At 73.6% G+C, this 13,546-nt stretch carries 9 protein-coding genes; 3 read left to right on the top strand and 6 right to left on the bottom strand.

Annotated elements, in window-relative coordinates:
- Both ACFWJ4_RS32610 and ACFWJ4_RS32605 read right to left on the bottom strand, forming a co-directional pair.
- Positions 1–3,373: hypothetical protein (locus tag ACFWJ4_RS32610; protein ID WP_380550538.1), on the bottom strand; the 3,373-nt coding region annotated here is incomplete at its 3' end.
- A gap of 122 nt (positions 3,374–3,495) precedes the next feature.
- Complete coding sequence (locus ACFWJ4_RS32605) at positions 3,496–3,705, bottom strand: hypothetical protein (protein ID WP_380550535.1); 210 nt, start codon at positions 3,703–3,705, stop codon at positions 3,496–3,498.
- Between the two features lie 35 nt (positions 3,706–3,740).
- Here ACFWJ4_RS32605 and ACFWJ4_RS32600 point away from each other — a divergent pair, with 35 nt between their 5' ends.
- Positions 3,741–5,042, top strand: a complete 1,302-nt coding sequence (locus tag ACFWJ4_RS32600) for a cytochrome P450 (RefSeq protein WP_380550532.1) — start codon at positions 3,741–3,743, stop codon at positions 5,040–5,042.
- A 99-nt stretch (positions 5,043–5,141) separates the two neighbouring features.
- Here the strand turns inward: ACFWJ4_RS32600 and ACFWJ4_RS32595 are convergent, their stop codons facing one another.
- Positions 5,142–5,915: a response regulator gene (locus ACFWJ4_RS32595; RefSeq protein WP_380550529.1), complete on the bottom strand. Its 774-nt coding sequence runs from the start codon at positions 5,913–5,915 to the stop codon at positions 5,142–5,144.
- Positions 5,912–7,180, bottom strand: coding sequence for a sensor histidine kinase (locus ACFWJ4_RS32590; RefSeq protein ID WP_380550526.1), 1,269 nt, complete (start codon positions 7,178–7,180; stop codon positions 5,912–5,914). The genes ACFWJ4_RS32595 and ACFWJ4_RS32590 overlap by 4 nt, the downstream gene beginning before the upstream one ends.
- 254 nt (positions 7,181–7,434) lie before the next feature.
- Between ACFWJ4_RS32590 and ACFWJ4_RS32585 the strand changes: the two genes are divergently transcribed.
- Entirely contained in the window at positions 7,435–9,672 is a 2,238-nt protein-coding gene (locus tag ACFWJ4_RS32585) for an MMPL family transporter (RefSeq protein ID WP_380550523.1), read from the top strand.
- A gap of 133 nt (positions 9,673–9,805) precedes the next feature.
- On the opposite strand, the gene ACFWJ4_RS32580 is transcribed toward ACFWJ4_RS32585, so the two are convergent.
- Positions 9,806–10,426 carry an L-threonylcarbamoyladenylate synthase gene (locus tag ACFWJ4_RS32580; RefSeq protein WP_359898790.1) on the bottom strand — a complete coding sequence of 207 codons (621 nt, stop codon included), beginning with the start codon at positions 10,424–10,426 and terminating at the stop codon, positions 9,806–9,808.
- Between the two features lie 134 nt (positions 10,427–10,560).
- Positions 10,561–10,974: a Fur family transcriptional regulator gene (locus ACFWJ4_RS32575; RefSeq protein ID WP_380550520.1), complete on the bottom strand. Its 414-nt coding sequence runs from the start codon at positions 10,972–10,974 to the stop codon at positions 10,561–10,563.
- Positions 10,975–11,273: 299 nt separating this feature from the next.
- Here ACFWJ4_RS32575 and katG point away from each other — a divergent pair, with 299 nt between their 5' ends.
- Entirely contained in the window at positions 11,274–13,490 is a 2,217-nt protein-coding gene (katG, locus tag ACFWJ4_RS32570) for a catalase/peroxidase HPI (RefSeq protein ID WP_380550517.1), read from the top strand.
- Positions 13,491–13,546: the final 56 nt, after the last annotated feature.

Here is a 13,546-nt window from a genome sequence, read left to right as displayed (position 1 = left end):
TGCCGTTGACGCCGGCCACCTGGAGGTTGACCACGCCGCCGGGGCCGACCCGCTGGGCGGGGGTGCCGGTGCCGTCCCGGGTGTCCAGGAAGCGGGCCGGGGTGATCAGGGAGAAGGCCGAGCCGGTGGCCGCGTCGGTGTAGTAGCCGGCGACGTCGGCGACCAGGTCGACCTCGCCCGCGCTGTTGCGCAGGTTGACCTTGCCGTTGACGACCGGCACCGTCACCAGGTTCGGGATGATCTTCCCCGCCTCGTAGTTGAGGTTGGAGGCGAACGGCAGCGGCCGGCCGTCGGGGTAGACGGTGACGTGGCCCGAGCCGGTCGGGTCGACGGCGATGACGTTCATGACGACGGCGGTGACGCCCGTGGCCGGGATGCCGTTGACGCCGGCCACCTGGAGGTTGACCACGCCGCCGGGGCCGACCCGCTGGGCGGGGGTGCCGGTGCCGTCCCGGGTGTCCAGGAAGCGGACCGCGTCGATCGGGACGAACCGGCTCTTCGACGGGGCGGTGGCGGCGGTGACGGTGAAGGCGTCGGGGAGCGAGACCCCGTAGACGCCGTCGATCTCGATGCCGTACGTGCCCGGCGCCACGTTCCTGGTGTCGAGCAGCACGTCGAGCGCGGTGCCGTCGGCGTTCACCGAGAGCGTCTCCGGGAACTGCGTGCCGGAGACGCCGCTGCCCACCAGCTTCGCCTTGCTGCCCAGGTGCAGCCCGGTGCCCCGGACCACGGCCTGGACCCTCGTCCCGGCGGCGCCGGTGGAGGGGCTGACCGAGGCCAGGGCGGGCCGCGGCCGCGGTATCGGGCAGGCGGAGTCGCAGGTGCCCTGCATGCTGTACTCGACCGGCGTGCCCGCCATGGCGGTGCTCACGACCAGCACGGCCTGCTCGGCCTGTGAGTCGGACAGGCATCGGCCCCCGAAGGCCCCGTAGGTGGAGGTGCACTGGTAGCCGGACTCCTCCTTCCACTGGGAGCCCCGCAACAGGCGCAGCCGCGGAATGTCGTCAAGTCCGGTGGCGCTGCTGGTGCCGACCACGTTGAAGGACTGGTTGGCCTTCATGTCGACCACCGCGCAGTAGGCGGTTGATTCCTCGGTGAACACCCCGCTGTGCTGTGGGAAGCCGTCGACGGAGGCCGGGTTCGCGGCACACTCGGGAGCCCAGCCCTCGGCTGTCCGGAACTTCCAGGCGTCCACGCTGGTGTGGATCGGCTTGCCCTGGTATCCGGAGGCGAGCACGACCGCGGTGTACGTGCTCGACCCCGTGAGTCGGCAGGCGACACCGAACTGGGTGCAGAGCGGCTTGCCCTCGCCGTCGATCACGCTGAGCAGCGCGTTCTTTCCGTACGGGCCGTCCGAGGTCCGGATGCCCAGCGTGTACTTGTCACTGCTCGCGCCGGTGAGCCGGACGCAGCGGGCGTCGAGCGCCGAGCTCAGGTCGAAGGAGGTGCCAGGGCCGCCGACCTTGGTCGAGGCCGGGATCAGGCAGTTAGCGCTCTGGGAGATGTCACGCCGGGCGATCTTGTACGTGTCCGTCCCTCCCCAGCCGCTCAGCAGCGCGGTGTACGGGACGTCGGCGGCGAACCGGCAGGTCTTGGCCGAGTTCCCGTACGAGACCGCGGTGCAGACCGGTGCACCGGCCGAGTCGAACACCGTCACCTCGGCGTTGAGCTGGTTCCTGATGTTGGTGTAGTCGATCAACTCGGAGACGGAGTGCCGGTCCGCGGGCAGGGCCAGGCAGGCCTGCGGTGCGGATGCCGTCAGCGGGACCTCGACGCCCCAGGTGCCGTCGAGCCCGCTCTGCGACCAAGCGGTGCAGCCGCCGGGCTCCTCGGTCCGGTGGACCACCAGTCCGTAGGCCTTGGACGGCGTTCCGGTCAGCACCACGCGGAACGGGGCGGTGCCGGTCAGCCGGCAGACGGTGGTCGCGTTGCCGACGTCGCACTGCTTGGCGCCCGAGGCGTCGGCGACCTGGCCGACGACCGCCGCGCCGTCGGCGGGCGGCCGGTTGATCAGGTAGACGCCCTTGCCGGAGGCGGTCGGCAGGGTCAGGCAGAGCTGCTGGCCGGGCCCGCCGAAGGCGCCCGTGGCCGGACCGGCCGTCAGACCGGTGTCGTTGGCCGCGACGCAGCCCCGGGCCTCCTTGGCCGAGTGGAAGGCCATGCCGAACGCGCCCGCCGGGGCGGTGTACGCGTCGACGGTCCAGGTGTAGTCACCCGGCGTCAGGTCGCAGGAGGACGGCGCGCAGGGCCCGCCCTGCGCGGTGCCGTCGGCCGCGAACAGCCTTCCGGTGACGCCGGAGCCGTCGTCCTTGACCGGGGCGAAGACGTACCGCGCGGCCTCCGCGACGCGCAGCGTCCGGCACCGCGCGGTCGAGGTCAGGTCCGGGGAGACGCCGAAGGGCTGGGGCTCGATCAGCGCGCAGCCGTCCGGGTGGGAGAGCCGTGCCGCGGAGAGGTCGTACGCCTGGGCCGCGCCGTTGTAGCGCTGGGCGGTGATCCGGAACGGCGCGGTGCCGGTGAGTCGGCAGTCGGGGTAGACCGACTTGCCGCAGACCTCGGCGCCCGTGGCGTCGTAGACGACGGTGGTGACGCCCGGCTGGGTGGCCTCGGTGCGGAGCACGTCGCCGGCGGTGAGGCCGCTCGGCTGATAGCAGTCGGCGGCCGAGCCGAGGGCCAGGGAGCCGTGGAAGACGGTCGGGGCGCCCAGGGCCAGGTCGGTGCCGCCGACCGTCCGGCAGGCCGTGGTGGACAGCAGCGGCAGGTACGAGAGCGCGAGACCGGTCGGAGAGCTGCCGGTGCCGACCTTCAGCGTGTAGGTGCCCGCCCGGGTGGTGGCGCAGCGCAGCGTCCGGTTGCTGCCCCAGCTCGGTCCGACCGGGTCGTCGCAGGCCACGGCGGTGCCGTCCGGGGCGACCACGGTCGGGGTGATCGATCCCTGGGCGGGGACGATCTGGACGAGCAACAGGTCCTTCTGCTGCGGCAGGTCGAGCGTGAAGGCGGCGGTCGCGTTGGCGTCGACGGAGCAGTCCGTCACGATGCCGGGCTGCAGCGAGGCCGGGCACGGGCCGCTCGGGTCGGCCTGCTGCAGTTCGCGGGCGAGGGCCTCCTGGTCGGCCTTCTGGTCCGGCGCGGCGGGCACGGCGCCCGCGGTCGGGTTGGGCGCCGGGGTCGGGTCAGGGTTAGAGGTCGGGCCGGCCGGGGCGCCCGCCTGCGGCGCGGCAGCAGCAGCCGCCGTCGCCGCCGCGGCCCGGGCCGGTACGGCCTGGCCCACCAGCGAGGCCAGGACGGCCAGCAGCAGGGCCCCGGAGGCGGCTGCGCGGCCGCCGCCCCCTCCTCTTCGTCGTACTCGTCTGCCGATCGGCAGCACGTTCATCTACTTCCCCCACCTTGGACAGGATTCGCTCACGGAAACCGCACATGCGATCGAGCGGGCGGAGTCTAGCGGGGCGCATACGGACCGTGCCATGGAATACCGGGCCGCCGGCGAGGTGTGCCCTAGCAGAACGTGCGCGCCTCGTGGCACCGGTCGCCGCCGAGCGCCTGTCCGGCCTCGTCCTCGGTGGCGGGCCGGAACCGGTCGGCCGGCGCGTGGCCCGTCGTGGCCCCGCCGGTCGGCGGCGTGGTCCAGCGCTCGCCGCCGTCGTCGAGGCGGCGATCGTCCGGACCGACCATCCCATTGAACTCGAACACCTTTTCACCGTCCATGACATCGTGATGACCCTGACGTACCGTCCGTCCATGTGACCCTCGATCAGGCGTACGTCAACCAGATCTTCCTCCCGGACACCTACGCCCACGGCGTTCCTCACGAACTCTTGCGGAAACTCCGCGAGTCCGTTCCCGTCTGTTGGGTCGAGGAGCCTCCGACCGGCGGGTGGCCCGGAGGTCCCGGGTACTGGGCGGTGCTGCGGCACGCGGACGTGAAGCACGTGCTGCGCAGCCCCGAGCTGTTCTCCTCGCACCTGGGAGCCACCCAGATCCGCGACCCCGACACCCCGGCGGACCTGGAGTTCGCCCGGGCGATGATGCTCAACCAGGACCCGCCCGACCACTCCCGGCTGCGCCGGATCGTCGCCGCGGCGTTCACCCCGCGCGCCCTCGCAGAACTGGCCGAGGCGGTCGACGGCCGGGTGCGGGAGCTGATCGAGGAGGTGCGGCCGGCCGGTCGCGCGGACTTCGTCCGGCTCGCCGCCGACCTGCCGGTGTGGACACTGGCCCGGGTGATGGGCGTGCCGGAGCAGGACCGGTTGCTGCTGCTGGACTGGGCGAACCGGGTGATCGGCTACCAGGACGCCGACTACGCCCACTCCAGCGCCGTGGAGCCGGCCGCACTCACCGAGCTCGGCCGTGCCGCGCTCGCCCACCGCCCCACCACCCGGACCGCCCCGGACGGCCGCCCGGTCAACCCCCGCTCCCGCGCCGCGCTGGCGGACATGTTCGCCTACGCCCACGGCCTGGCCCGGCGGCCCGCCCCGGGCGGCCTGCTCTCCCGGACGCTCGAAGCGGGGCTGACGGCCGAGGAGTTCGAGACCATGTTCTTCCTCTTCGCCGTCGCCGGGAACGAGACCGTCCGCAACGGCCTGCCCGGCGGCCTGTACACCCTGCTCGGCCACCCGGAGCAGTATGAACTGCTGTGCGCCAACCCTGACTTGGTGCCCTCCGCGGTCGAGGAGATGCTGCGCCACTGGGCGCCGGTGACGGACTTCCGCCGCACGGCGACGCGGGACGTGGAGCTGGGCGGCCGGACGATCCGGCGGGGCGACAAGGTGGTGGTCTACCACGCCTCCGCCAACCACGATGCGGCGGTGTTCCCCGCGCCGGACCGCTTCGACATCACCCGCAGCCCGAACGACCACGTGAGCTTCGGCCACGGCCCGCACTTCTGCCTCGGTGCCCAGCTCGCCCGGCTCCAGCTGCGATCGATGCTGCGCCGGCTGATCGAGCGCCTGCCCGGGCTCGCGCTGGTGCCGGGCCGGCCGCCGCGGCACCTGGTCTCCAACTTCCAGAACGGCCTCAAGTCGCTGCCGATCCAGTGGACTTAGAAGGGATGCGCCTCGTCGGCCGGGACGGCCGGTGCCTCCCGGAGGCGGCGGCCCGGTGAGCTCTCCGGGCCGCCGGTCGCGGCCCGCGCGGCCGTTCGGCTAGGCGCGCCCTCCGGCCTGGTCGCCGTTCCCGGTGCGGGCGGTGACCAGGCCGGACTCGTAGGCCGCGATGACCGCCTGGGCGCGGTCCCGGACGTCGAGCTTGCCGAAGATGCTGGTGATGTAGTTCTTCACCGTCGACACGCTGATGTCCAGGGCCAGCGCGATCGCGGTGTTGTCGAGGCCGGTGGCGATCAGCCGCCACACCTCGACCTCCCGGGGCGTGAGGTCGTCCGTGCCGGTGGCGGCGGCCGGCGGCGCGGCGGTGGCGCCCGGCGTCCGGACGTAGGCGGAGATCAGCCGGGTGAGCAGGCGCGGAGCGACCACCGCCTCCCCGGCGTGCACGGTCCGGATCGCCGTGGCCAGCTCCTCCGGGGAGACGTCCTTGGGCAGGAACCCGTGGGCACCGGCGCGCAGCGCGGCCACCACGTACTCGTCCATGTCGAAGGTGCTGAGGGCGAGCACCCGGCAGCCGGGCAGGACGCGGGCCAGTTCCCCGGTCGCGCCGACGCCGTCCAGGACGGGCATCCGGATGTCCATCACCACGACGTCGGGGCGCAGCCGGAGGGCGGCGGCGACGGCCCGCTCCCCGTCCTCGGCCTCGCCGACCACCTCGAAGGACGGGTCGGGGAAGAGGATCAGGGACAGGCCGCGGCGGACCAGCGGCTGGTCGTCGACGATGAGCACCTTGATCGCCGGGGCGGGCCCGGCGCCGTCGGTGCCGGTGCCGGTGTCGTTGGCGTTGCCGTCGGCACGGCTGGTCGGGTCGGTCATCGGCCTGCCCCGCCGTGCTGGACGGCCGCCTCGGACGATTCGGCGGAGCTCAGCGGCAGCTCGGCCACCACGGCGAAGCCGCCACCCGGCTGCGGGCCGGTCTCCAGGGTGCCGCCGTGCAGGGCGACGCGCTCGCGCATGCCGATCAGGCCGTACCCCGCCCGGCCCGCACCCGGGGCGCACTCCGGCGGGGGCGCGCCGCCGCCGTCGTCCCGCACCTCGACGGTGACCCGGTCCGGGTGGTACGCCAGGCGGACGGAGGCCCGGGCGGGGCCGGCGTACTTGCGAGCGTTGGTGAGGCCCTCCTGGACGATCCGGAACACGGTCAGGCCGACGGTGGGCGGCAGTGGTCGCCGGGGCCCGTCGACGGTGAACTCGGTCGACAGCCCGGCCAGGCAGGACTCGTCCACCAGCCGGTCGAGTTCGTCCGCCCCGGGCTGGGGCAACGGCGGGGCGGCGTCCGGTTCGTCGCCGGTCCGCAGGACGTTCAGCAGCTGGCGCATCTCGCGCAGGGCCAGCCGTCCCGAGGACTCCAGGGTGACCAGGGCGTCCCGGACCACCTCCGGCCTGCCGAGGTTGGCCCGGGCACCGCCGGCCATCAGCTGCATGGTGGTGATGTGGTGGGCCACGATGTCGTGCAGCTCCCGGGCGATGCGGCGGCGCTCCTCGGCGACCGCGCGGTCTGCCAGCAGTCGGCGGTTGGCGGCCACCTCCCGCTGCCAGCGCGAGACCGCCAGACCGGCGGCGCCCACCAGGGCGGCGGAGAAGGGCGCGGCGATGACCGCCTCCCAGGTCAGGGAGTGGAAGTGGCCCTGGCTCAGCGGCGTGACCACCGCCGTCGCCGCGCCGGCGGCCACCGTGACCTGGACGGTGCAGTTGCGGCCGACCGAGTACAGGGCGACGGTCAGGACGGCGCCGAACCGGGCGCCGGCCGGGGCGGTGGAGAGCTCGACGGCCGTCTGGAGCACCAGGACGGCGGCGAGCGCCGGCACCGGGCGGCTGCGCCGGGCGAGCAGCGGCAGGCCCGCGAGGGCGACCAGGACGAAGACCGGCACGGTGATGCCCCGGCCGTCGGCGATCCGGTCGAGGAGCAGGTACCCGAGCAGGTCGACCGTGCCGGCGCCGACGGCCACCAGGGCGTCGCCCTGGGTCCACGGCAGCCCGTCCGTCCAACGCCACGGCCGCCCGTCGACGCCGTTCGCCGTCCGTTCCTCCGGCGGGCCGTCCGTACCCGCGGCCGCCCCGGCGCGCTGACGCCCGTTCATCTGGTCCTCCCGGCTGATCACTGACGCAGCCATTCTGGCACCGACCCTCCAGCCCGGACGTGGTCCCCGCGGCCGACGCCGGGAGGGCGGACCAGGACCACGGTCCTGGTTCCGTCCCAGGTGGAGGACCGCGGGCCCCGGCGCGGATCGTCCGCTGCCCGGACGCCCGGGACCCCCTCGCCCTGATGGTCTGGAGACAGGCCGGGAACCCCCGGCGCCGACACCGACGTTCGCGTCCATCAGCCGGAGGAATCGTGATCCGCGCACTGACCGGATTCGCCACCAGACACGCGTGGAAGGTCATCGCCGTCTGGGCGGTGCTGGGCATGGGGCTGAGCGTCCTGGCACCGATGCTGATGTCCCGGGTGACCGGGTCCCAGAGCGGGGACTTCCTGCCGCGCAGCTACGACTCGGCCGCCGCGCTGCGCATCGCCGAGGACAACTTCGGCGTGAAGCCGGACGCCACCACGATCACGGTGCTGGTCGCCCGGACCGACGGCGGGGCGCTCACCGCCGCCGACCAGCAGCAGGTCGAGGCCGAGGCGGCGAAGCTCGCCGGGCGCCGGGTCGTCATGCCGAGGAAGGAGGACGAGCCGAAGTTCCTCGTTCCCGACCACTCCCAGACGCCCCGGATCGCGCCCGCCATGGTGGCGCCCGACCGGACCTTCGAACTGCTCTCGGTCGAGCTGACCGGCAACGCGACGGAGGAGGGGGTGCAGGGCGTCTACAAGGCCTTCCGGGACGACGCCCGCGCGCGCTTCGCCGACCTCGGGATGCGCACCGGGTTCACCGGCGGCCTGGCCCAGGCCGCCGACAGCGCCGACGCCAACCGGACCGCCGCGATGATCGGCAGCGCCCTCGTGACGGTGCTGATCGTCCTGCTCAACGTGCTGGTGTTCCGCAGCGTGCTCGCGGCCGTGCTGCCGCTGCTCGCGGTCGCCGTGATCGGCGGCGTGGCCGGCGGAGCCGTGGCGGGTGCGGCGGCGCTCGCCGGTCTGAAGCTGGACGCCTCCACCCCGGGCCTGATCTCCGTGGTCCTGCTCGGCATCGGCGTCGACTACCTGCTGTTCCTGCTCTTCCGGTTCCGCGAGCACCTGCGGGCGCGGCCCGACCAGCCCGCTCGGGAGGCGGCCGCCGAGGTGGCGGGCCGGGTGGGCACCGCGATCACCTCCGCGGCGCTGACCATCGTCGCCGCCTTCGCCACCCTGGGCGTGGCGACCTTCGGCCAGTTCCGTTCGCTCGGCCCGGCCATCGCCGTCGCGGTGCTGGTCATGCTGCTGGGCAGCCTCACCCTGATGCCCGCCCTGCTCGCCGCCTGCGGCCGCGGGATGTTCTGGCCCTCGCGCGGTCTGCGGCGGGTTCCGCGTGAGGGCGTCGCCGCCCGTTTCGGCGGCCTCGTCGCCCGCCGGCCGCTGGCGCTGCTGGCGGCCTCCGTCGCCCTGCTCGGCGCGCTGGCCGCCGGCACGGCCGGGCTGCGGATGGACTACAGCCTGGCGGACGGCTCCACGACGGCGGCCGCGGCCACCGCCGCGGAGATCTCCCGCGCCCTGCCGGCCGGCGTCTCCGACCCGACGGCCGTCTACCTCGTCGCCCAGGACGGCGGCACCCTCGACGCCGGCCGGTTCGACGGCCTCTCCCGGGCCCTGACCGGGGTCGAGGGCGTCGGCCAGGTGGGCCGGACCGTCCTCAACGAGGATCACCGCGCGGCCCGGATCGAGGTCTACCTGAACGCCGACCCGCAGAGCCAGCAGGCCCGCGACCTGGCCTCCGGCCCGGTCCGTGCCGCGGTCGCCGCGCACACCCCGCCCGGGACCAGCGCCCACGTCGGCGGCACGGCGGCGGTCTTCGCCGACATCTCCACCGCCGTCGACCACGACCTGACCGTGGTCTTCCCGGTCGCGGCCGCCCTGATCGCCCTGATCCTGCTGCTGCTCCTGCGCAGCCTGCTGGCCCCGGTGGTCCTGATGCTCGCCGTCGGCCTCGGGTTCGCCGCCACCCTGGGCGCCGCCACACTGCTGTTCCAGCACGGCCTGGGCGAGCCGGGCGTCGCCTTCACGCTCCCGCTGGTGCTGTTCCTGTTCGTCGTCGCCCTGGGCACCGACTACAACATCCTCGTCACCGACCGCATCCGCGAGGAGATGCGGCGGCCCGGTGCGCCCCGCGCCGCGGTGGCCCGCGCCGTCCGGCACACCGCCCCGACCGTCGCCACGGCCGGTCTCGTCCTGGCCGGTTCCTTCGCCACCCTGGCGACCACCCCGGGCAGCGAGCAGATCGCCTTCTCGCTGACCCTCGGCATCCTGCTCTCCGCCCTGGTCCTCTCGCTCGGCGTGGTCCCGGCCCTGGCCGCTCTCCTCGGCCGCTCCCTCTGGTGGCCGCTGCGCCCCACCCCGGCCGCCCCGACCACGACGGCACCGACCACGACGGCGCCGGACACCGCCGCGGCCCCGGTGGCCGCCCCGCGCCCGGCCCCGGACCGCCTCGGCACCCGCTGAGCACACCGGTCGCACGGTCACACCGGTCACACCGGTCTCCACCGAGGCGTTCCCTCCCGGGGACCCTTCGGGCCCGGCCCCGAGCCGGGCCCGAAGGGTCCCCGGCGTCATGGCCGCCGCGGTGCCCGGCCCCTCACTCGAAGCGCGCGGGGTCGCCGGCCCCGCGCCGGACGATCTCCGGCTCGCCGCTGGAGTAGTCGACGACCGTCGTCGGCACCGTGCCGCAGTCGCCCGAATCCAGCACGGCGTCCAGCACGTGGTCGAGCCGCTCCTTGATCTCCCACCCCTGGGTCATCGGCTCGTCCTCGCCGGGGAGGAGCAGGGTGCTGGAGACCAGGGGCTCACCGAGTTCGGCGAGCAGGGCCCGGGTGACGACGTGATCGGGGATCCGCACCCCGACCGTCTTCTTCTTCGGGTGCATCAGGCGGCGCGGCACCTCCTTGGTGGCGGGGAGGATGAAGGTGTAGCTGCCCGGCGTCGAGGCCTTGACGGCGCGGAAGACGTCGTTGTCGATGTGGACGAACTGGCCCAGCTGGGCGAAGTCCATGCACATCAGCGTGAAGTGGTGGCGGTCGTCGAGACGCCGGATCGACCGGATCCGTTCGAGGCCGTCGCGGTTCTCCAGGCGACAGCCCAGGGCGAAACAGGAGTCGGTCGGGTACGCGATGAGGTTCCCGGACCGGAGACCGGCGGCCACGGTGCCGATGGTGCGCGGCTGGGGGGACTCTGGATGCACGTCGAAGTACTTCGCCATTGGCCGACCCTACGGGATCCCGGCCGTCGACCGGTGCAGCCGCCGCGTCCCGCCCGCGGTGCCCGAGGGGCGCCCGCGGCGCCCGGGGCCGTGCCGCCGGGCACCGTCCCGCGTCCGGTCGGCCGCCGGGGCGGTCAGCCCGCGCAGTCCGGGCACAGCCCCCGGTAGGTGACCTCCGCCTGCACCACGGCGAATCCGAAGCGCTGCTCGACCGGCAGGTCGGAGAGCGGATTGCCCCGCGGGTGGACGTCGCGGATGGCGCCGCAGCCGGTGCAGACCAGGTGCTGGTGGGGGTGGTGGGCGTTCGGGTCGTAGCGCCTGGCGCGCCCGTCGGTGGCCACCTCGACGACCTCGCCCAGGGTGACCAGTTCACCGAGCGTGTTGTAGACCGTCGCCCGGGAGATCTCCGGGAGGCGCTCCGCCGCCCGGGCGTGCACCTCGTCGGCGGTCAGGTGCACGTGCTCGCCGTCCAGGACCTCGGCCACGACACGCCGCTGGGAGGTGAGGCGCCAGCCGCGCCCGCGCAGCCGCTCCAGCAGGTCACTCATATCGGTTCACCTATTCAGGTCAAGGGGAGGACCGGAGTTTACCAATTCACCTCCGGTGCCTTCCGGTTCCCGATCGGATATGGCTTTGGTGTCTTTCTTGACTTGGATTCCGTCCATCGTAGGATCGGCTCCGGCGCTAGCCTGGGTGGCAGCAGTATGTGACTCCCGTCACTGCCGTGCGCGACGGCGGGCAGTGACAGCAGTGGCAACACGCGGCGCGCCAGGACCAGACAGCAGCAGTAGGTGCCGTAGGTAGCAGATGAAGACACCGTGATCCGCCTTGTGAGGGAAGGATTCCCATGTCTGACAACCACGATGCAACCGGCGTAGAGGCGAACGCGGAGGGCTGCCCGGTGAACCACGGGCGGGCGCCGCACCCCACCCAGGGCGGCGGGAACCGCCAGTGGTGGCCGGAACGGCTCAACCTGAAGATCCTCGCGAAGAACCCGGCGGTGGCCAATCCGCTCGGCGGCGGATTCGACTACGCCGAGGCCTTCAAGACCCTCGACCTCCCGGCCGTCAAGCGGGACATCCAGGAGGCCCTCTCCACATCGAAGGACTGGTGGCCGGCCGACTTCGGCTACTACGGCCCCTTCATCATCCGGATGGCCTGGCACAGCGCCGGCACCTACCGGATCAGCGACGGCCGCGGCGGCGCCGGCGGCGGCCAGCAGCGCTTCGCCCCGCTGAACAGCTGGCCCGACAACGCCAGCCTCGACAAGGCCCGCCGCCTGCTGTGGCCGGTGAAGAAGAAGTACGGGCGCGCCCTGTCCTGGGCCGACCTGATCATCCTGTCCGGCAACGTGGCCCTGGAGGGCATGGGCTTCGCCACCTTCGGCTTCGGCGGCGGCCGGGTCGACGAGTGGGAGCCGGACGAGGACGTCTACTGGGGCCCGGAGACCACCTGGCTCGGCGACGAGCGCTACACCGGCGACCGCGAGCTGGAGAACCCGCTGGCCGCCGTCCAGATGGGCCTGATCTACGTCAACCCCGAGGGCCCCAACGGCAACCCGGACCCGATCGCCGCCGCCCGCGACATCCGCGAGACCTTCTACCGGATGGCGATGGACGACGAGGAGACCGTCGCGCTGATCGCCGGCGGCCACACCTTCGGCAAGACCCACGGCGCCGGCCCGGCCGACAGCGTCGGCCCGGCCCCCGAGGACGCCCCGATCGAGCAGCAGGGCCTCGGTTGGAAGAGCACCTTCGGCACCGGCGTCGGCGGCGACGCGATCACCAGCGGTCTGGAGGGCACCTGGACGCCCACCCCGATCACCTGGGACAACAGCTTCTTCGAGACGCTGTTCGGCTACGAGTGGGAGCTCACCAAGAGCCCGGCCGGCGCGCACCAGTGGAAGCCCAAGGACGGCGGCGGCGAGGGCACCGTCCCGGACGCCCACGACCCGGCCAAGCGGCACGTGCCGATCATGCTCACCACGGACCTGTCGCTGCGCTTCGACCCGGTCTACGAGCCGATCTCCCGGCGCTTCCTGGAGAACCCGGAGGCGTTCGCCGACGCCTTCGCCCGCGCCTGGTACAAGCTGACCCACCGCGACATGGGCCCGGTGGTCCGCTACCTCGGCCCCGAGGTCCCGAGCGAGCACCTGCTCTGGCAGGACCCGCTGCCGGGGGTCACGTACCGGCCGATCGGCGCGGCCGACATCGCCGACCTCAAGCGGCGGATCAACGCCACCGGCCTGTCGGTGTCCGAACTGGTCTCCACCGCCTGGGCGGCGGCCTCCTCCTTTCGCTCCAGCGACAAGCGCGGCGGCGCCAACGGCGGCCGCATCCGGCTCCAGCCGCAGATCGGCTGGGAGGTCAACGAGCCCGACCGGCTGGCCACGGTGCTGCGCGCCCTGGAAGGCGTGCAGCAGGAGTTCGACGCGCAGGCCGGCGACAAGCGGGTCTCGCTCGCGGACCTGGTGGTGCTGGCCGGCGGCGTCGGCATCGAGCAGGCCGCCAGGGCGGCCGGGCTGGCCGTCGAGGTGCCGTTCGCGCCCGGCCGGGTGGACGCGCCGCAGGAGCTGACCGACACCGATTCCTTCGCCGCGCTGGAGCCCAAGGCGGACGGCTTCCGCAACTGGGTCGGCAAGGGCAACCGGCTGCCGGCCGAGTACCTGCTGCTCGACAAGGCCAACCTGCTGGGCGTCAGCGCGCCCGAGCTGACCGTCCTGGTCGGTGGCCTGCGCGTGCTGGGCGCCAACCACGGCGGGTCCACGCACGGTGTGCTCACCGCGACCCCCGGCGTGCTGACGAACGACTACTTCGTCAACCTGCTGGACCTGGACACCGCATGGAAGGCCACCTCGGAGGACGCCCACACCTTCGAGGGCCGGGACGGTTCGGGCCGGGTGCGCTGGACCGGCACCCGCGCCGACCTGGTCTTCGGCTCGAACGCCGAACTGCGGGCCGTCGCCGAGGTGTACGCGGCCGACGACGCCAAGGAGAAGTTCGTCGAGGACTTCGTCGCGGCCTGGGTCAAGGTCATGAACGCGGACCGCTTCGACCTCCGCTGATCCGCGGCGCCTGACGACGGGAGCCCGGGGCGGCAAGGCCCCGGGCTCCCGTCGCG

It is taken from the genome of Kitasatospora sp. NPDC127067 (genome assembly GCF_042724755.1).
GTDB classification, from domain to species: domain Bacteria; phylum Actinomycetota; class Actinomycetes; order Streptomycetales; family Streptomycetaceae; genus Kitasatospora; species Kitasatospora lactacystinica.
The sequence above is the reverse complement of the archived record's forward strand: the minus strand, read 5'-3'. Positions and strand labels throughout refer to the sequence as shown.

Excerpts from the sequence above, each read along its gene's own strand:
- ACFWJ4_RS32605 (WP_380550535.1), bottom strand. The coding sequence starts at position 3,705 with ATGGACGGTGAAAAGGTGTTCGAGTTCAATGGGATGGTCGGTCCGGAC.
- ACFWJ4_RS32595 (WP_380550529.1), bottom strand. The coding sequence starts at position 5,915 with ATGACCGACCCGACCAGCCGTGCCGACGGCAACGCCAACGACACCGGC.
- ACFWJ4_RS32590 (WP_380550526.1), bottom strand. The coding sequence starts at position 7,180 with ATGAACGGGCGTCAGCGCGCCGGGGCGGCCGCGGGTACGGACGGCCCG.
- ACFWJ4_RS32580 (WP_359898790.1), bottom strand. The coding sequence starts at position 10,426 with ATGGCGAAGTACTTCGACGTGCATCCAGAGTCCCCCCAGCCGCGCACC.
- ACFWJ4_RS32575 (WP_380550520.1), bottom strand. The coding sequence starts at position 10,974 with ATGAGTGACCTGCTGGAGCGGCTGCGCGGGCGCGGCTGGCGCCTCACC.
- katG (WP_380550517.1), top strand. The coding sequence starts at position 11,274 with ATGTCTGACAACCACGATGCAACCGGCGTAGAGGCGAACGCGGAGGGC.